16 protein-coding genes are annotated in these 19,416 nt (G+C 65.9%); 1 reads left to right on the top strand and 15 read right to left on the bottom strand.

Annotation, left to right across the window (positions count from 1 at the left end; all coding sequences use genetic code 11):
- The first annotated feature begins 54 nt into the window (after positions 1–54).
- On the top strand, positions 55–945 hold the full coding sequence (locus QP996_RS00780) for an asparaginase (RefSeq protein ID WP_284870707.1): 891 nt from the start codon (positions 55–57) through the stop codon (positions 943–945).
- Here QP996_RS00780 and QP996_RS00775 read toward each other — a convergent pair.
- The 15 genes from QP996_RS00775 to mraY all read right to left on the bottom strand — a co-directional run bounded on the left by QP996_RS00775 (position 934) and on the right by mraY (position 19,407).
- The gene (locus QP996_RS00775) at positions 934–2,316 is read right to left on the bottom strand and encodes a DNA polymerase IV (RefSeq protein WP_284870706.1); all 1,383 of its coding nucleotides are present in this window, start codon (positions 2,314–2,316) and stop codon (positions 934–936) included. The two genes, QP996_RS00780 and QP996_RS00775, sit on opposite strands and share 12 nt — an antisense overlap.
- Positions 2,317–2,359: 43 nt before the next feature.
- Positions 2,360–3,658, bottom strand: a complete 1,299-nt coding sequence (locus tag QP996_RS00770) for an HNH endonuclease signature motif containing protein (RefSeq protein ID WP_284870705.1) — start codon at positions 3,656–3,658, stop codon at positions 2,360–2,362.
- A 513-nt stretch (positions 3,659–4,171) separates the two neighbouring features.
- Entirely contained in the window at positions 4,172–7,348 is a 3,177-nt protein-coding gene (gene ileS / locus QP996_RS00765) for an isoleucine--tRNA ligase (protein WP_284870704.1), read from the bottom strand.
- Between the two features lie 241 nt (positions 7,349–7,589).
- The gene (locus tag QP996_RS00760; protein WP_284870703.1) at positions 7,590–8,546 is read right to left on the bottom strand and encodes a DivIVA domain-containing protein; all 957 of its coding nucleotides are present in this window, start codon (positions 8,544–8,546) and stop codon (positions 7,590–7,592) included.
- Positions 8,547–8,672: 126 nt separating this feature from the next.
- Entirely contained in the window at positions 8,673–8,984 is a 312-nt protein-coding gene (locus tag QP996_RS00755) for a YggT family protein (RefSeq protein ID WP_284870702.1), read from the bottom strand.
- Positions 8,985–9,002: 18 nt separating this feature from the next.
- Entirely contained in the window at positions 9,003–9,530 is a 528-nt protein-coding gene (locus QP996_RS00750; protein ID WP_284870701.1) for a cell division protein SepF, read from the bottom strand.
- 38 nt (positions 9,531–9,568) lie between these two features.
- Positions 9,569–10,267: a YggS family pyridoxal phosphate-dependent enzyme gene (locus QP996_RS00745; RefSeq protein ID WP_284870700.1), complete on the bottom strand. Its 699-nt coding sequence runs from the start codon at positions 10,265–10,267 to the stop codon at positions 9,569–9,571.
- Positions 10,260–10,985, bottom strand: a complete 726-nt coding sequence (pgeF, locus tag QP996_RS00740) for a peptidoglycan editing factor PgeF (protein ID WP_284870699.1) — start codon at positions 10,983–10,985, stop codon at positions 10,260–10,262. Before pgeF ends, QP996_RS00745 begins: the two co-directional genes overlap by 8 nt.
- 14 nt (positions 10,986–10,999) lie before the next feature.
- A complete protein-coding gene (gene ftsZ / locus QP996_RS00735) occupies positions 11,000–12,163 on the bottom strand; it encodes a cell division protein FtsZ (RefSeq protein ID WP_284870698.1) in 1,164 nt (387 codons plus the stop codon).
- Positions 12,164–12,296: 133 nt separating this feature from the next.
- Positions 12,297–12,944, bottom strand: a complete 648-nt coding sequence (locus QP996_RS00730; RefSeq protein ID WP_284870697.1) for a cell division protein FtsQ/DivIB — start codon at positions 12,942–12,944, stop codon at positions 12,297–12,299.
- Position 12,945: 1 nt separating this feature from the next.
- Complete coding sequence (murC, locus tag QP996_RS00725) at positions 12,946–14,367, bottom strand: UDP-N-acetylmuramate--L-alanine ligase (RefSeq protein ID WP_284870696.1); 1,422 nt, start codon at positions 14,365–14,367, stop codon at positions 12,946–12,948.
- Complete coding sequence (gene murG, locus QP996_RS00720) at positions 14,368–15,447, bottom strand: undecaprenyldiphospho-muramoylpentapeptide beta-N-acetylglucosaminyltransferase (RefSeq protein WP_284870695.1); 1,080 nt, start codon at positions 15,445–15,447, stop codon at positions 14,368–14,370.
- A 7-nt stretch (positions 15,448–15,454) separates the two neighbouring features.
- Positions 15,455–16,855 (bottom strand): FtsW/RodA/SpoVE family cell cycle protein, encoded by a 1,401-nt coding sequence (locus QP996_RS00715; RefSeq protein ID WP_284870694.1) that lies wholly within the window; start codon positions 16,853–16,855, stop codon positions 15,455–15,457.
- Positions 16,856–16,906: 51 nt separating this feature from the next.
- Positions 16,907–18,310 carry a UDP-N-acetylmuramoyl-L-alanine--D-glutamate ligase gene (gene murD, locus QP996_RS00710; protein WP_284870693.1) on the bottom strand — a complete coding sequence of 468 codons (1,404 nt, stop codon included), beginning with the start codon at positions 18,308–18,310 and terminating at the stop codon, positions 16,907–16,909.
- Complete coding sequence (gene mraY, locus QP996_RS00705; protein ID WP_284870692.1) at positions 18,307–19,407, bottom strand: phospho-N-acetylmuramoyl-pentapeptide-transferase; 1,101 nt, start codon at positions 19,405–19,407, stop codon at positions 18,307–18,309. Before mraY ends, murD begins: the two co-directional genes overlap by 4 nt.
- Positions 19,408–19,416 lie beyond the last annotated feature (9 nt).

The following is a 19,416-nucleotide window of genomic DNA, read 5'->3' as shown; positions in this document are numbered from 1 at the left end:
AAATCTCTCGTTTCACGTTACTGCACACCCGCAACTTTCTGGCACTCTGTGTGCATGAACGTGTTAGTCATCTCAACCGGCGGCACGATCGCCTCCACCGCAAACGACCGTGGCGCGCTCGTGCCCACGCTCACCGGGGAGGAACTCGTCGCCCGCAGCGGCACCACCCGCCAAGTCCGCGCGATCGACGTGGCCAGCCTCGATTCCTCGTCCATGGGCTTGGCAGAGATCGACATGTTGCGCGAAACCGTGCGCACTTCGCTTCTCGACGACTCCGCCTCCCTCGTCATCACCCACGGCACCGACTCCATGGCCGAGACCGCCCTCGCGCTGGACCTCGTCCACGCCGACCCTCGCCCCGTAGTGCTCACCGGCGCGATGCGCCCCGCCGACCACGCGCACCCCGACGGCCCCGCCAACCTGCGCGGCGCGATCGAGGTGGCCGCCACCCGGCGCGACACCGGCGTCCTCGTCCACTTCGCGGGCGAGACCCTCCCTGCGCGCGGGCTGATGAAGACACAGACCACCGCCGAGCACGCTTTCACCCTGACCAGCGGCACGCCCCTGCCCCGCCCCATGGCGGTGCCGGCCGCGCCTCTGGACGGGTTGAACATCCCCATCATCCGCGCCTGGGCCGGTGCCGACGACGCCCTCATCCGCGCACTCGGGCCTATCGACGGGCTCGTCCTCGAAGCCCTCGGCTCCGGCAATGTGTCGGCGGGCATGGGCGGAGCCGTCGCAAAGCTGCTGCGCCGCGGGGTACCGGTAGTTGTTGCGACGTCGGTGCCCTACGGCGAGGTGTCGTTCGCGTACGGCGGCGCCGGCGGCGGCTCCACCCTCGGCGACCTGGGTGCGCTACCCGCCGGCTACCTCAGCGCCGGACAGGCCCGCATCGCGCTGGCCACCGCGCTGGCCACCGGCGTGGATCCGCGCTCACTGCTGTGAGAACCAGTCCTGCCACGCCAGCGAATCCAGCGGGTCCGCCTGCTGGAGCTGCGGGTCGTCCGCGCGCAGGCTTTTGATCCGGCCCGGACCCGTCGCCCGCGTTTCAAACCGCACCGTCACCCAGCCCTTACCGGCACCTTGGACCCAGCCGTGGCCGTACTCCGGGTGGTAGACGTCCTGCGTCGCGCGCCACGCCCCGCGCTCCGGTGCGGTCTCCTGGTGCACTTCCGTGTCGAACTGCGTTTCGTGATCGCTCACCCCGGTTTCATAATCCGCCGACACCGGCGCCGGCTTCACAATCGCCTGGTCCAACTCCGGAAACAGCACGTCCTGCAGCGTGTCCTCCAGCCCCGAGTACGACACTCCTACCAGCCGGATCGGGCCCACCTCGTCCGGGTAGCGCACGATCCTAAACGCGGTGGCCAGCAGCGTCTCCGCGTCATCGGTGGCGTACGGCAGCGTCGCCGAGCGCGACTCGATGCGGAAGTCCGCCATCCGCAGCTTCACCGTCACCGTTCGCGCCCCGCGACCGTCCTTGCGCAGCCTGCGGTGCGACTCCGCAGCCGCCCGCTCCAGCGCCGCGTCCACCTCCGCCGGGGTGGTCAAATCCTGCGGGTAGGTGTGCTCCGAAGAGATCTGCTTCGACTCCGCCCTCGGCGCCACCGGCCGCTCATCCACGCCTCGCGCCAGCCACCACAACTGCTTGCCCACCGCGCCACCGATGGCGATATCCAACTCCTTCTCGCTGAGATTAGCTAGGTCTCCAATCGTTTCGATCCCGGCGGCGAGCAACTTCGACTCAGTTACTGGTCCCACGCCCCACAACTCGCTGACCGGCATCGGGTGCAGGATCTCCAGCTGCCGGTCGTGCGGGATGACAAACACCCCGTCCGGCTTCGCCCGACCCGAGCCAATTTTGGCGTACTGCTTTCCCGGACCCGCCCCGATCGAGCTGGGCAAACCTGTCTCTTCCTTGATCGCCGCGCGCAGCTCGTTCGCCCATTGCTCCACGCCTTCCGGGCTCACCCCGACCAAGCCCTCCGGCTCCATGAACGCCTCGTCGATGGACAGCTGCTCCACCACGTCCACATACCTGCCGATGACCTCGAACACTCGCCGCGACGCCGCCGCGTAGACCGGCCTGCGCGGGGCCACCAATACCGCTTTCGATCCCACCAGGCGCGCCGCCCGGTGCGTCGGCATCGCCGAGTGCGCCCCATACTTGCGCGCCTCGTAGCTCGCGCCGGCGACCACTCCTCGGCCGGACACTCCTGCCACCAACACTGGGCGCCCCTTGAGCGTGGGCCGGGTCAGCTGCTCGCAGGACGCGTAGAACGCATCCATGTCGATGTGCAGCACCCAGCGGTTCATGTCCACCACTGTGCACCACCGGGACCACCTTGTTCCAATCCCCTCACCCGGCGAACGAATCTCCGGCGACGTACTCCATTCGCCTCGGCTGCTTTCGGTTGCGCGAGACGAACCGGGCACCGTTTTTGAACGTGAAGAACAGATCACTCCCCTGGCGCTCTATGGTGATCACCCCGTGACTCACCTGGGAGTGGCAACTCGAGCACAGCGGGATCAGGTTGTCCAAATCCGTCATACCTCCGTGTTCCCACTCTTTTATGTGGTGCATCTCTATGAAGCGCCTATGCGAACATCCAGGCATGGCGCATTGATACCCCCAGATCGCCAGCAGAGCCTGCACTTGGCCGTCTGTCGCGAACCGCCGCGAACGGCCGACGTGGATAGTCAGTCCCGTCTCATCCAGCAAGTGCAAACGCACCATCGCGTTGGCGAGGTAACTGCGCACATCCTCAGAAGAGGCCGAGCGGTTTTCCGGCATCCAGCACTGACCTTGCTGATTCACCATGAGGTTAACCTGCACACCAGGGCTACGAAGCGGACTCTTCGGGTTTGCACGGACCATGTCGATCATGGACAACAAGGCCCCGTACACATCCTGTTTTTCTGGGGGCCCGTAACGCGACACCGAACGCACGATGTCGTCCATCGTGATCTTCGTGCGTTTGCGCGGGGCGCGGTCCTGCTCTGACGGGACGGCGTCTTCGGCGGCAGCTGCGTCGTCGATAAGCTTCTGCACCTTCTCCGGATCCTGCAGATCATCCGGGTCCACATCCTCGAGACCGAAACTGGCCAACTGCGCCACCTTCAGCGCAGTCAGGAGTTTTTGGCCAGCTACCGCCGGAAGCCTCGCCTCGAAGGCGAGCATGCCGTCCTCGCACTCGCGGGCGCGAGCGAAAGGTTCAGTCGGGTCCTCTTCTTTGGGTCTTGCCCCGGCGAGCAAAAGCTGGAGATCAGCAAACGACATACTCAGCGCAAGCTCGACATATTGCTCCTCGTTGCGCTCATCCACATACTGGAGTAGGTAGCGAACCGTCGAGTACGGCATCACGCCAGATTCGAAGGCGTCGTACAAACTCCTGAACTTCCTCAGCCCCCGCGCCACACGCACATACTCGAACGCCGTGGCCTGCGGAAGGTTGAGCTCGCTGCGCAACCACGTTGCCGTCGACTTCTCCCCGTATTGCTCCGCGAGCCCCTGCTCGTCGAACTGCCCCACAGCATCGAGCATTAGCGCCCGGTGATAGTTCGCCGACAATTGATTGCATTTGATCTGGTCCTCGAGCACCTCTGCCGGCAGGCCACCCGTTCGACCGTCTGTCCGTTCTTCCACCGCAACTGTCATGGTTAATCCCCTTACTCATGAACATTGACACCTTTATAGAACGCTCATGTGTTCGGGTCAAGGGTTTTACGTAAAATGTCCACTGAAGTGGACAATGCATGTCGTTTTACTAAGCAAAGAAGTCGAACATAAAAGCCGTTCACTATGCAGCTGCATAGTGAATACCCCGCCCCACACACCCCGAGAAACTATGCCGCTGCATAGTGGGTGGCCCCCCAAAGTTGGAAGGAAAAACTATGCAGCTGCATAGTCAGCGCCCCGCCCCAAGCGCCCCGCACACCCCGAAAAACTATGCCGCTGCATAGTGGGTGACTTCCCAAAGTTGAAAGGAGAAACTATGCAGCTGCGTAGTCGCCTCCCCCTCGGGCGTCCCACACGACCACCCCCAAGACCACGCCAGAGACTATGCAGCTGCATAGTGCCCACAAACGAACGCCGGTGCGCCGCCCCCGCCCAGCGTGAAGAAAGGGGCCCACCCTGCACGGGTGAGGCCCCAGCTTCTCCCAGCAGAACTTAGCCGTTCTTCCGCACGGAGGCGGTCACACCGTCGAGCACGTCGTGGCCCTCGACCGGCTCGGTGACCACGTCGAAGGATGTCGCCAGGGTCTCGGCGGCGATGTGGTCGGCGTGGGTGCGGGCCCACGCCTCCTTCTCTGCGGGCACGGCCAGCACCACGGCGATGCGGTCGGAGACCTCGAAGCCCTCGCGCTTGCGGGCGTCCTGCAGGCCGCGGATCACGTCGGCAGCCCAGCCCTCGGCCTCGAGTTCCTCGGTGACCTCGGTGTCCAGGACGACTAGGCCGACGGTGCCGTCGGCGTCGACACGCGCGGTGCTGTCCGGGTTCTCCGCCACCAGTCGCTCGGTGTAGAGCTCCGGGGTGAGCACGATGTCGCCGTCGACCACCACGTCGTCGCCGCGACGCTCGTAGTTTCCGGCCTTGACGTTCTTGATGGCGCGCTGCACGTCCTTGCCAAGCGACGGACCGGCCACCTTCGCGTTGACCACGACTTCGAAGGATCCGGCGGAGTCGACGTCGTCAGTCAACACGACGTCTTTCACGTTCACCTCATCGCGGATGGTGGAGCGGAACGCCTCGAGCTTGGCCGACTCCGGCAGCGCGACGGTGAGCTTCGGCAGCGGCAGGCGGTTGCGCAGCTTGTTCGCCTTGCGCACTGACGATGCCGCGGAGCACACTGCACGGGTGGCGTCCATGGCGGCGACCAGATCGGCGTCGGCCGGCAGTTCGGTGGCCTGCGGGTAGTCCCTCAGGTGCACCGAACGGCCGCCGGTGAGGCCGCGCCAGATCACCTCGGAGACGTACGGTAGCAGCGGCGCCACAGCGCGGGAGACGACCTCGAGCACCGTGTAGAGCGTGTTGAACGCCTCCGGGTGCGCCTCCTGGCCCTCCCAGAAACGGTCGCGGGAGCGGCGCACGTACCAGTTGGTCAGCGTGTCGGCGTAGCGGCGCACCTCGTCGCAGGCGTCGGCGATGCGGGTATCGTCGAGAGCCTCGCCCACAGCTGCCACCAGGTCGTGCGTCTTGGCCAGGATGTAGCGGTCGAGCACGTTATCCGAGTCCACGGACCACTGCGCATCTTCCGATGAGTACAGCTGCAGGAACGTGTACGCGTTCCAGATCGGCAGCAGCGCCTGGCGCACGCCCTCGCGGATGCCCTGCTCGGTGACGATCAGGTTGCCGCCGCGCAGGATCGGCGAGGACATGAGGAACCAACGCATGGCGTCGGAGCCGTCGCGGTCGAATACCTCCATCACGTTCGGGTAGTTGCCCTTGGACTTGGACATCTTCTGCCCGTCCGAGCCCAGCACGATGCCGTGCGCGACGACCTTCTTGTACGCCACGCGGTCGAACAGCGCGGTGGACAGCACGTGCTGCACGTAGAACCAGCCGCGGGTCTGCCCGGAGTACTCCACAATGAAGTCCGCCGGTTGACGGGTATCAAACTCCTCCCGGTTTTCAAACGGGTAGTGGTACTGCGCGAACGGCATGGAGCCAGATTCGAACCAGCAGTCCAACACGTCCGGCACGCGGCGCATCATGGACTTGCCGGTCGGGTCGTCCGGATTCGGGCGGACCAGCTCGTCGATGTGCGGACGGTGCAGGGACTTGGGGCGGGTGCCGAAGTCGCGCTCCAGCTCGTCCAGGGAGCCGTAGACGTCCACGCGCGGGTAGTCCGGGTTGTCGGACACCCACGCCGGCACCGGCGAGCCCCAGTAGCGGGTGCGCGAGATGTTCCAGTCGCGCGCACCTTCGAGCCACTTGCCAAACTGGCCGTCGCGGATGTGCGACGGGATCCACTCGATCTCCTGGTTCAGCTCAACCATGCGGTCGCGGATGTCGGTGACCTTCACAAACCACGCCGGCAGCGCCATGTAGATCAGCGGCTCGCCCGAGCGCCAGGAGTGCGGGTAGGAGTGCACGATGGTCTGGTCGCGCAGCACGCGGCCCTTGGCGCGCAGGTCACGGATGATGTCGCGGTTGGCGTCGAAGACGAGCTTGCCCTCGTACTCCGGCACGAGCGAGGTGAACTTGCCGTCGGCGTCGACGGGGATGACCAGGTCGATGCCGTACTCCTGGCAGGTGAGCATGTCGTCCTCACCGAAGGCGGGCGCCTGGTGGACCACGCCGGTGCCGTCCTCAGTGGTCACGTAGCCCGCGTTGAGGATCATGAACGCGTTGTCGTGGTCGCGGAAGTAATCGAAGACCGGCTCGTACTCCAGGCCTTCCAGCTGCGCACCCTCGTAGGTGGCGACAACCTCGTACTCGCCGAGCTCCTTCGCGTAGGCGTCGAGCAGGCTCGTGGCAAGGAGCAATTGCTTATCGACGAACCCTTCGGCCCCGTCCGCACCGACCTTGACCAACGAGTACTCCACCTCTGGGTGGACCGCGAGGGCCAGGTTGGACGGCAGGGTCCACGGGGTCGTGGTCCAGGCGATCGCGGAGGCGTCGTGAAGCTCAGGATGCTCGGCCCAGGTCTTCTCCGCGGCGTAGCCTGCGCGCCCGCCGGTGAACGGCAGGGTCACAGTGACGGTAGGATCCTGGCGGTCGCGGTAGGAGTCGTCCAGGCGGGTCTCCTGGTTGGACAGCGGGGTGTGCTCGGCCCAGGAGTACGGCAGGACGCGGAAGCCCTGGTAGATCAGGCCCTTGTCGTAGAGCTCCTTGAACGCCCACATGACGGACTCCATGTACTCCGGGTCCATGGTCTTGTAGCCGTTTTCGAAGTCCACCCAGCGGGCCTGGCGGGTGACGTAATCCTCCCACTCGCCCGCGTAGTGCATGACGGACTTGGCACAGTACTCGTTGAACTTCTCCAGGCCCATGTCCTCGATCTGGGCCTTGTCGGTGATGCCGAGCTGTTTTTCCGCCTCCAGCTCAGCGGGCAGGCCGTGGCAGTCCCAGCCAAAGACACGCGGGACGTGGTAGCCGGACATGGTGCGGAAACGCGGCACGATGTCCTTGACGTAGCCGGTGAGCAGGTGGCCGTAGTGCGGCATGCCGTTCGCAAACGGCGGCCCGTCGTTGAACACGTACTCATCGCAGCCCTCGCGCTGCTCCAGGGAAGCCTTGAACGTGCCGTCCGTGTTCCAGTAGTCCAGGACAACGCGCTCCATCTCTGGGAAGCGGTCGCTGCCGCCTGTCATATCCACCTTGGGGTAGACGTTGCCAACCATGACATCACTCCTTCAGCCGTGCAGGGACGCATTGCTGCGCGGTACCACCCTGCTTGGGGCGCTAGGTACGCCCCCACTTCGTTGCGGTGAAGGAAGTTACGTCTTCCGTGTGTGACGTCCGGGTCTAGTAAGCACAAGCCGTTCTTCCGGAAACGCTCCCCGGTGATAGCCGGATCAAAGCGTGTTACGAGTAACGCCCAGCATCCTACAACGATGCTGGGCGTTTGTGAAGAGTCAGGTACTACTTCTCGTTCGGCGCGGTGGTGGAGCGCGACTCGAGCTCCTCCAGCTGGGACTCCAGCAGCGTCTTCAGACGAGTGCGGTACTCGCGCTCGAAGGTGCGCAGCTCCGCGATGCGGTTCTCCAGCGCGGTCTGCTGCTGCTTCACCGTGTTCATGATCTCGGTGTGCTTGCGCTCGGCGTCAGCCTTGAGCTTGTTCGCCTGCTCCTCGGCCTGGCGGATCTGCGCCTCGGCGCGGGAGTTCGCCTCGTTGGTGGTCTCCTCAGCCTTCTTCTGGGCGTCGGTCACCAGCTGCTTGGAGCGGGATTCCGCGTCCTGCAGCTGGGTGCGGGAACGAGTCTGCGCGTCCTCGAGCTGCTTCTTGGACTTGGACTCGGCCTCGGCGATCTCGCGCTCTGCGGCGGCGCGGGCATCAGCCAGCATGGAGGAAGCCTCCGCCTGTGCGTCGCTGGTCAGGCGGTCCGCCATCTCCTGGGCAAGGCCGAGCACCTTGGCTGCCTGCACGTGAGTGTCGGCGGAAACGTCGCTGCGTGCCGGCTGGGATGCGGCAGCGGCCGGGGCGGTTGCCTGCTTCGGCGCCTTCGAGGCCTCCTCAGCCTGCTTGCGGGCCTTCGCGGCTTCGTCCTTAGCGGAGCGTGCCTCGGCCTCAGCCTTCTCCTGCGCCTGCTTCGCGGAGCGCAGCTGCTCCTCGAAGTCTGCGCGGACCTTCTGCTCCACCTCGCGACGGATAGCGACCTCGTCCACATCCTCGGAACGCTGCGCCGGCGCTGCGGCAACTGCACCCTGGCCGCCCTCCTCGAGGCGGGAACGCAGCTCGTCATTCTCATCCTGCAGCTGTGCAAGCGTGTCCTCGACGAGGTCGAGGAACTGGTCCACCTCGTCCTCGTTGTAGCCTCGCTTGCCAATCGGCGGCTTGCTGAAAGCGACATTGTGCACGTCAGCTGGTGTCAGCGGCATTTGCGTTCCCTTCGATAATCGTGTGAGTACTCGCTCGCGCGAAGCATTATCTGCTGAATTGTAACGGTTTCGTTCGACGAGTGTAGCCCAGCCTAGCCATAAAGCCGGGTTAAAGCTCAAGTAAAGCTACCGCAGCGCCGGATTTATCAGCACGCCGCCGATAAGCATCTGGATGAGCATGAGGATGAAAAACAGAACAATGACGCTCACGTCCAACCCCACGCCACTGCCGCCGAGCTTCAACGGCGGGATAAGTTTGCGCAGCGCATTCACCGGCGGGTCGGTGACCCGGAAGATGGGCTCGGCCACCATGATGAACCAGTGCGGCGGGTCGAACTGCTTGGAAAACGCCTGCACCATCTCAATGATGATGCGCACGATAACCAGCAGCGAATACAGCCCCACTAGGGCGTAGATGATTGCTCCGAAAAGTGCCACGCCGAACCACCCTACCGGCTAACGCAAACCGGCAGCACGCTTGAGGTCGTCCTTCTCTAAATTGGCGTTCTCGGGCACGATGGCGAACACACGCTTGCGGGTCTCAACGCCCCGAGAGAGGTTGTGCATGCTGCCTCGCAGGGCGAAGCACAGGCCGGCGGCGAAGTCGACGATGCGCTTCGCGTCGGCGGTGTCCAGGTCGGTCAAGTCCATAACCACAGCGTCGCCGTCGCGGAACGGCTCGCCGATCTCCTTGGCGTCGTTGTAGTTGCGCGGCGCCGCAGTGACGATGTGCGGCGTGGAACGGTAGCTGGGGCGGACGGCATCGCGGCTGTAGTCGCGGGCAGCAGGGCGGTCCATGCGCGACGGGCGCTCAGCGCGTTCGGGGCGCTCGGGGCGGGCCGAACGGTCGTACGCGGTAGAACCGACGGCGGCTACACCAGCGGCGCCTGCAGCGTACTGCGGGTCGTCGTAATATGCGTCGTCCTCGCCGTTATCCACGGGGCCGAGGCCGAAAAAGTCTTTAGCACTGTCAAAGAAGGACATGCGGGCGGCTCCTTTTATGGGGTGATTCGCGGTGGAGTTCAGACTACGGGCCGGGGCCCGAGGAGGGCTGTTCCGACACGCACGATATCGGATCCGCAGGCTATCGCGTCGGCGAAATCACCGCTCATACCTGCGGAAAGTCTCAAGTTGCGGTTGAGCTTGGTGGCGTAGTCATCCGTCAACGAACGCGCCTGAGCAAACACTTCGCGTGGCTGCGAATCCAGCGGTGGAACGACCATGAACCCGGCCAGCTCGAGGTGCTCGGATTCTTCCACCGCTTCCACGATCGCGGGCACATCGTCGAGCTGGGCGCCGCCGCGGGCAGTGTCGCCGTCGTAAGACAGCTGCACCATGCACGGCAGGGTCTCGCTTTCACGGTCGCCGCGCCCGAGCGCCAACGCCATGCCGCGGTTGAGTCCGTGGACCAGTTTCAGCGAGTCCAACGAGTGAACCTCTGAGGCCCAGCGCGCGACCGAATTGGCCTTCTTGGACTGGATCTGGCCGATCATGGCGATGCCGCAGCGGCCTGCGAGCGCAGCCGCCTTGTCGCGGGCCTCCTGCTCGCGGTTCTCCCCCACCAGCGTAATACCGAGCGAAGCCAGCTCGACAATGCGCTCCACCGGGTGGAACTTCGTTACCGGCAAAAGGGCGACGCTGCCTTCTTCACGGCCGGCGGTGCGCTCCGCGTCGCGGATCTGCTGGCGGACGGTGTCAAGGTTTCGTGCGAGATCAGACATTAGGCATCCAAATTACGCCAGCTTGCCGTCCGGTCACACCTTCGCGGCGGTGGGAGAAGAAATCGGTGTCGGTGATGGTGTCGCGCGGGTCCGCGTCGATGTGGGTCACGCCCAGGCTCATCAGCTGGCGCACCAGCCCCGCGCGCACGTCGATGCCAGGCGTGCCCTTCGTTGTGCGTGTGCGGGAGCCGGGCAAATGCTTCTCGACGTCTAAAGCCATCCCCTCCGGGACCTCATACGAATTCCCGGCCGCGGCAGGGCCCAACAGCACCTGGATGCGCGACGGCTCGGCGCCGAGGCCCACCATCGCCTCGACGGTGTTTTTCACGATCTCGTTGCGCGCACCCATGCGGCCGGCGTGGGCCGCACCGATGACGCCGGCGGTGTGGTCCGACAGCAGCACCGGGGTGCAATCCGCCACGAGCACGCACAGGGCCAGGTTCTTTTCTTTGGTGACCAGTGCGTCGGTGGCTTCCACGGGGGTGGCCGAAGGTCCGTCGACAAGCGTGACTGTGTTGGTGTGCAGCTGCTCCATCCACACAAAGCGCTCCTCGGGCAGGCCAAGTATTTGCGCAAGCCGGGCGCGGTTGGCGGCGACGTCGGTGGCGTCGTCGCCGACGTGGGTTCCCAGGTTGAAGGAGTCGTAGGGGGCAGCAGAAACCCCGCCCGCACGGGAGGTGAACACCATGCGGACGGGGCGAGTGGAAAGATCTGGCATGCCTGCCAGCTTAACTAGCGCATGAAGTCCGGCACATCGACGTCATCGAAACCGCCGTCAAAGCCGCCGTCGCGAGGCTCGCGCTCGGTGAACAGGCCGCTGCGGGTGGACGGCTCGTAGCGGTGGCGCGGCTGGTACTCCTCCTTGGCCGGCTCAGCCTCCACGACCTTGGTGGAGGTCTGCTCCGGCTGCGGCGCTTCCTGCTCAGCAACCTCGGCCGGGCGGGCGTTGGCCTTCTCGTCGAAGCCGGTGGCGATGATGGTCACGCGGACCTCGTCGCCCAGGTTGTCGTCGATGATCGTGCCGAAGATGATGTTGGCGTCCTCGTCGGCCTTCTCCTCGACGATGGAGGCCGCGTTGTTGACCTCCATCAGGCCCAGGTCGGAGCCGCCGGCAACCGAGATGAGCACGCCCTTTGCGCCCTCCATCGTGGTCTCCAAAAGCGGGGAGTTGATGGCCTGCTCGGTGGCCGTCATCACGCGGTTGTCGCCGCGGGCGGAGCCGACGCCCATCAGCGCGGAGCCGGCGTCGGCCATGACGGAGCGCACGTCCGCGAAGTCGACGTTGATCATGCCCGGGATGGTGATGAGGTTGGTGATGCCCTGGACACCGTTGTAGAGCACCTCGTCCGCCGCCCGGAAGGCCTCCATCATGGAAAGCTCGGCATCGCCCAGCTGCAGCAGACGGTCGTTCGGAATGACGATGACGGTGTCGCAGACTTCCTTGAGGTTCTCAATGCCCTCAAGAGCCTGACGGGTGCGACGCTTGCCCTCGAAAGTGAACGGACGGGTGACCACACCGATGGTCAGCGCGCCCATCTTCTTGGCGATGCCGGCGACCACCGGGGCGGCGCCGGTGCCGGTGCCGCCACCCTCGCCGGCGGTGACGAAGACCATGTCGGAACCCTTCAGGGACTCCTCGATCTCCTGCTTGTGGTCCTCGGCGGAGGTGCGGCCAACCTCGGGATTCGCACCTGCGCCGAGGCCACGGGTGGCCTCGCGCCCAATGTCGAGCTTCGTGTCGGCATCCGTAAACAGCAGCGCCTGGGAGTCGGTGTTGATGGCAACGAACTCGACGCCCTTGAGGCCTTCCTCGATCATGCGGTTGACGGCGTTCACGCCGCCGCCGCCGACACCGACGACGCGGATCATGGCGAGGTAGTTGGCGGGAGAGGTCATGGTGATTGTCTCGCCTTTCACAAGTTGGTTTTTGCAGTTGCTACCCATCTTGTGTGAAAGCTGCCCGTTTTTTGTTTTCTGGGTCGGCGTGTCACAACCCTCAACCACTACTTTAGGGTTGTGACCTGCGGTTTTAGCGCGAAGTGACCAACTCCGGGTTGGAAATATTGAATGTTTTTCCGGGCAGCTGCAGCACCGTCTCAAGCGCGAGCGCTTTATTCTGGTTGTCTTCCGCCGCACCCCACGTGACAGTCCTGTCGCCATCCAGCTTGAGCACGAAACTATGGTCCCCGTCGCGGGTCAGCTCGCGGACCTGCGGGCGGGCCGGGTCGGTAATCGCGGAGGCGACCTCCACCGCCTTGGGCAGTTGCTCTTCGTTCATGTCGACGAGCTGCACCGCCCCCACCGGCGGCTGGGCAACAACGAAATCCTTGCCCTCGCTGTTAATCAGGTGAGGCTCGCCGCCCTGGTCGATCCAGGCCACCGGGGTGTGCTCCACCACCGTGACATCCACTGCATTCGGCCAATTGCGCTTCACCGTCACCGAACTGACCCACGGGTTGGCAGCCACGTTCTGGGCGGCCCCATGCACGTCCACGCGCCCCATCGGGGTGCCTACCTCCACGCCGGAAAGCGACTTCACTTCCTCGGCGGGCAGATTCACAGCACCTTCGACGTTGACATCGTCGACAGGCATGGCCGGGGTAAACGGCAGTGCCGCCACGACCGCGAGCACAAGGGCTACGCAGCCGGCGACAATCGCGATCGCGCGGCGGGACACGTTATGCCTCCCGCAACGCGGCGAGAATCTCGTCCGCCAGCATGGTCACGCTGCCCGCACCCATGGTGAGCACGAGGTCTCCGGGTTTGGCTACCGCCGCCACGGTCGCGGGCGCCGCGGAGAAGTCCGACTCCAAACGCACGGGCGCGGTCATCTTCTCGGCGATGATCCGGGAGGTCACGCCCTCCACCGGTGTTTCACGGGCGCCGAAGATATCCAGCAGCACGCATTCGTCGCTAAGCGAAAGTGCTTCGGCGAACTCAGTCGCGAACTCCTGGGTGCGCGAGTACAGGTGGGGTTGGAAACAGACCACGACGCGGGCGCCATTACCCTCAGCTGCAACTTTGTCCCGGGCGGCGGTGAGCACGGCAGCGACCTCCGTCGGGTGGTGGGCGTAATCGTCGTAGACACGGGTCCCGTTCGCCTCGCCTTTGAACTCGAAGCGGCGGCGCACACCGCTGAACTCGCTCAATCCCTGGGCGAGTTTTGCCGGGTCGGCGCCCACGAGCACGCCGCCGAGCAGTGCGGCGGCGGAGTTGAGCACCATGTGGCGGCCCGGAATCGCCAGCGTGTACATCACGTCTCCGGAGATGCGGCCGGTGCGCAGCTGCGCCTCCACCACGGTGTGCTCGCCGTCCTGGCGCTCGCCGGTGATCACAGCCCCAGCGGGGATCTTCGGGTGGCGGGCGGCAGCCTCCGCGGTGCCGTAGCCGGAAACCGTCAGGCCGCGCTCGAGGGCGCGCTCGCCGCAGGCGGCGGCGTTGTCGTCGTCGAGGCAAACCACCACATGCTTTGCCAAGTCCGCGAAATCGTCGAAAACCTGGAAGTACTTCTCGCTAGTGCCGTAGAAGTCCAGGTGGTCCGGCTCGATGTTCGTGATCACCGCGACATCCGGCGAGTAGCGCAAAAGCGAAGCGTCGGACTCGTCGGCCTCCGCCACGAACACGTCGCCGTGGCCGTGGTGGGCGTTGGTGCCGGCGCGGTTGAGCTGGCCGCCGATGGCGAACGAGGGGTCCTCCCCCGCCGCCTGCAGCGCCACCACCGCCATTGAGGTCGTGGACGTCTTGCCGTGTGTGCCGGCGAGCAGCAGCTGGGTCGAGCCCTCCATCAGCTCCGCGAGCAGGTCGGAGCGGCGCAGCAGCGGAATGCCCTCTCGCTTGGCGCGCACCAGCTCAGGGTTGTCCTGCGGGATGGCGGCGAAGCTGGTCACCACGGCGGTGGGCAGCTCGCCGGACAGCTCCAGGTTGGCCTCGTCGTGCCCAAGAGCGACCTTGGCGCCCTTGGCTTTCAGCGCGCGCACGGGGCGGGAATCCTTGGCGTCGGAGCCGGTCACGGTCGCGCCGCGGTCCAGCAGGATGTGCGCCACGCCGGACATGCCGGACCCGCCGATGCCGATGAGGTGGACGCGAGAGAGATCTGTCATTTATGTGTCCTTTCCAGCAGCCGCGACGATGCGCGCGGCAAGGTCCTCGGCAACGCTGCCAGCGCCGGTGTCCTCGAGTGCTGCGCGCATCGTCGCGCGTGCGTCGGGGTCCTTCAGGGGTAGCAGCTTCTCGACGAGCACGTCGCCGCTCAGTGCCGCATCGTCGATACGCAGGGCCGCTCCGGCGTCGACGAGGTGGGAGGAGTTGAGCCCCTGCTCGCCGTTGCCGTGCGGCAGGGGGATGTAGATGGCAGGGATGCCAGCGGCAGAGTTCTCGGCGACCGTCATGGCGCCGGAGCGGCACACCACCACGTCGGCGACGGCGTATGCGGCTTCCATGTCGTCGATATAGGGCACGGCCGTGTAGTGGTCGTAGGCCGCCGGCGCGTCGTTCTTGCGGCCGTAGGCGTGCAGGATCTGGTACCCCGCGCCGGTGAGGCGCTCCACCGCGTCGGCCAAGGCCGCGTTGATGCTCACCGCGCCCTGGGAGCCGCCAGTGACCAGGATGGTCGGGCGGTCTTCCTGCAGGTTCCACATGCGCAGGCCGCGCTCACGCTTCGCGCCGTCCGGGTCCACCCCCACGCCGGGGCGCACTGGCACGCCGACAACCTCGCCTGCCATGCCGGAATTGGGCACCGCGTTCAACCCGGTGCCGCCGATTTTCACGCCCAGCTTGTTGGCCATGCCGGCCAGCGCGTTGGTCTCCAGCACGAAAAACGGCAGGCCCAGCTGCTTCGCGGCCAGATACGCTGGGCCGGAGACGTAGCCGCCGGTGCCGAAGACGGCGATCGCACCGCTGCGCTTCATGGCCTGCTTGGCCTGGCGCACGCTGCGCGCCAGCTTGAACGGCACGGAGGCGAGCTTCCACGGTTTCTTGCGCGGGATGGGCACCGGGTCGATCAGGGAAAGCTCGAACCCGCGGGCGGGCACGATGGTCGTTTCCAGTCCGCGTTCGGTGCCGAGGGCGACGACGTTTGCCCCGTACGCGTCGCGAAGCACCTCCGCGACTGCAAGTGCGGGCTCGATGTGGCCCGCGGTGCCGCCACCTGCGATGACGACGCTGAAGTTCTCGGTGGTCATAGATCTCCTAACGGCGCTGGGTCCGGCGGTGCGGCTGCCTATGGTAGGCCGCGGCGACCGGCTGGGTCACCGGCGTGCCGTAGCGCTCGCGGCGCGGCGCGGCGGCTGGCGCCGGGCGGCGCTGCTTCAGCGCACGGGGCTCGGCGATAAAGAAGATGCGGTCGAATACAGGGCGACCGTAGTTCTGCATCGACGAGATCGCGTCCGGCTCGTGGCGCGCCACGGACGCCAGCACGCCCATCGCGCCGAGGGTGAACACCGCCGAGGACCCGCCGGCGGACAGCATCGGCAGCTGGATGCCCGTCACCGGCAGCAGCCCCACGACATAGGCCATGTTGATGAAGGCCTGGGAGACCACCGCCGCGGTCAGAGATGCGGCCATCAGCGTCTGATACTGCGTCTGCGCCCGCAGCGCGGTGCGCATGCCGAAGAAGCCCAGCAGCGCGAACAGTGTAATCACCAGCGCGCCGCCCCACAGGCCGAGCTCCTCGCCGATGACGGCGAAGATGAAGTCGTTGCGGGCCTCCGGCAGGTAGAACCACTTCGCGCGGGACTGGCCCAGGCCCACGCCGAAGATGTGGCCATCCGCCAACGACAAGAAGCCCTGGTGGGATTGGAACGCGATGCCCTGCGTGTCGTCGAAGTGGCCGCGCAGCGCGTCGAAATAGACGTGGAAGCGGTCGGAGCGGAAGCTGCCGGAGAGGAAGATCACCACCAACGCCACAACGCCCGAGGCGGCCACCACGCCGACGGCCTTCAGGGACACACCTGCAAACAGCAGGATGAACGCCACCACGACAGCGAAAGACAGCGCCATGCCCATGTCGCCCTGCATGGCGATCAGCAGCACGCAGAGCAGGGAAACAGAGATAAACGCGGCAAACCCGTTATCTGGGACGAACAGGCGGCGCGGATCCTTGTTGGCCAGGATCTTCGCGCCCCACATGGCGATGGCCACGCGGGCGAACTCGGAGGGCTGCAGTCGCAGCGGGCCGGCCACCAGCCAGGACTGCGACCCCACCTCGGCGCGGCCGGTGCCCAGCGGCGTGAGCACGGCGATCAGCAGCAACACGGCGATGACCATCAGCCAATTGCTCAGGCCCCGGAGCCGCTCCGGCGGGGTCTTCAGCGCCGCCCAGAACGCGATGAGGCCGAGCATGACCATCACGAACTGGCGCACAGCTAGGGACCATACGCTCGCACTGGCGGCGAACGAGGTCGCCATGGACGAGCTCATCACCATGACCACGCCGAGGCCGGCGAGGAAGAGCACGATGCTGCGGATCATGGTGTAGTCGATCAGCGGCCGGGAGTCGAGCGCCTCCTGGATGCGCCTGACCCCTGCACTGAGCTTCGATGGGGCGTCCGGCCGTGGTGCGCGTTGCCGGGGTGCGCGTTGAACCGTCATGCTGCCCTTTCGATTGGAACCGCGGAAGAAAACCTCAACCTTTAGTTGAGCTTACTTGTTGTGCGGGTTCCAGTGTCGCATTGCGGCGGCCGCGAATGCGTCGCCACGCGCAGACATGCCGGAAAACATGTCCAAGCTCGCCGCGGCGGGCGCCAATAGCACCGTGTCTCCCGGCTGCGCCTGCGTCGCGGCCCACGCGACGACCTCGTCCATCGCCTGCTCCGGGTCCTGCGCGTCGGAAACGAAGACGGGCACCTCCGGCACCACCTGCTCGAGCGAGGTGCGGATCAGTTCCCGGTCCACGCCCAGAAGCGCCACCGCGCGGAACTGCTTGGCGTGCGCTTTGACCACGGCGTCCACGGACGCGCCCTTGAGCTGCCCGCCGGCGACCCACACCACGGTGCCAGCGCCGGTGAGCGCCGAATCCGCCGCGTGCGGGTTGGTGGCCTTGGAATTGTCCACCCAGTCCACCCCGCCACCGGAGTGCACGACCGCGCCGCGGTGGCCCTCTACCTGGTACGCGTCGAGCGCGCGTTGGATGTGCTTCGGACTGGCACCTTGGGTCAGCGCCACCGCGGTGGCGGCCAGCGCGTCCAGCACGCCTGCGGCACCGGCGGGCTCGATGCCGTCGGCCGATGCGACATCTACAGTTTTGCCGCCCAGCTTTGCGACGATGCGTCCGCCCACCACACCAACCTGGCCGTCCGACGGCTCGCTGAGCGTGAACCCGACGATGTCGTCACGCCCTGTGCCGGCGGCGATCCGCGCGACCTCGGTGTCGTCGATGCCCGCGACCGCCACCGGTGCCGCGAGCACTTTCGCCTTGGCCGCGGCGTACTCGGCAAAACTGCCGTGCCAGTCGATGTGGTCGTCCGCCAGGTTCAGCAGTACGCCAGCCTCGGGCACGAGCTGGGAGGACCAGTGCAGCTGGAAACTGGAAAGCTCAGCCACCAGCACGTCCAAACGCTCGGGTGCGAGCATCGCCTCCCCCACCGCGACGCCGATGTTGCCGCACGCGCCGGCGCGCAGGCCGGTGTCCTTGCCGGCCTCAATCATCATCTGCGCGAGCATGCCGGTGGTGGTGGTTTTGCCGTTCGTTCCGGTGACCACGAGCCAAGTGCGCGGTTCTCCGAAGACTCCCGCGCGGTCTAGCCGGAAGCACAGCTCGACGTCGCCGATGACGTCGATGCCGGCGGATGCGGCGTCGACAAGCAAGGGCGTATCCGGCCGCCATCCGGGCGAGGTGACCACAAGGCCGACCTCGCCGAAGCGGGCGCGGGCCTCGTCGCCGGTGCAGGTGTCGTAGCCGGCCGCCGCGGCACGGGTGCGGCCGGCCTCGTTGTCGTCCACGACGGTGAAGCGGGCGCCGGCGCGCTGAAGCAGCTGTGCCGCACCGAAGCCAGACACGCCGGCGCCGGCGACCAGGGTGTAGCCCGGCAGAATCGACTGCGTCACAGGTTCGCCCCGTTCAGCCACTCGCCGTAGAACACGGCCAGGCCGAGCATGAACGCCATGGCGGAGATGATCCAGAACCGCACCACGACGGTGGTCTCGTGCCACCCGCCGTTTTCAAAGTGGTGGTGGAACGGCGCCATGCGGAACACGCGCTTGCCGGTGGACTTGAACGAAGCCACCTGGATGACCACGGAAAGCGCTTCGAGCACGAACAGCGCGCCGATGATGATCATCAAAAGCTCCGTGCGCGAACCCACGGACAGGCCCGCCACCAAGCCGCCGAGTGCGAGCGAGCCGGTGTCGCCCATGAAGATCTTCGCCGGGGCGGCGTTCCACCAGAGGAACCCCACACACGCGCCGAATCCTCCGGAGGCCAAAATGGCCAAGTCCAGCGGGTCGCGCACGCTGTAGCAGCCCGCGGCTGCCTCTGCCGCGCAGGAATTGCGGAACTGCCAGAAGGTAATGCCCACGTACGCGGCCATCACCAGTGCGGTGGTGCCGGATGCGAGCCCGTCCAGGCCGTCGGTGAGGTTCACCGCGTTCGACCAGGCGGCCAGCAGGATGTAGATGAAGACGAGGAAAAAGATCGTGCCGATTGTCCCGCCGCCGAAGGTCAGGTCGATCGTTTCAATGTCGCGCACAAAGCTTAAGAACTGCGAGCCCGGGGTCAGCCCGTTTTCGTCCGGGAAGCGCAGGATGAGCACGCCGAAGATCAGTGAGATGGCCAGCTGCGCCACCAGCTTCGCGGTTTTGTTCAGGCCCAGGTTGCGGTGCATGAACAGCTTGATGCCGTCATCGGCGAAGCCGACCAGCCCCAGGGACAGGGTGAGAAACAGCACGATCAGGCCCGTGGCCGTAAACGCCGAATGCCCCGTGAGCAGGGCGACGAAGCTGCCGCCGAGATAGCCCATGGTGATGCCGGCGAGGATGGCAAGGCCACCCATCGTCGGGGTGCCGCGTTTGCGGGCGTGGGACGCCGGGCCGTCCTCGCGGATCTCCTGCCCCATGGCCCGCCGGTTGAAGTACCGGATGAGCGCAGGGGTGAAAAAGATCGAAACCAAAAAGCTGATGATTCCGGCGCAGATAACTTGAACCATGGAAGTTGT

It is taken from the genome of Corynebacterium sp. MSK008 (genome assembly GCF_030232585.1).
Taxonomy (GTDB): Bacteria; Actinomycetota; Actinomycetes; order Mycobacteriales; family Mycobacteriaceae; genus Corynebacterium.
Note: the sequence above shows the minus strand (reverse complement) of the source record. Positions and strands in the feature narration are given on the sequence as shown.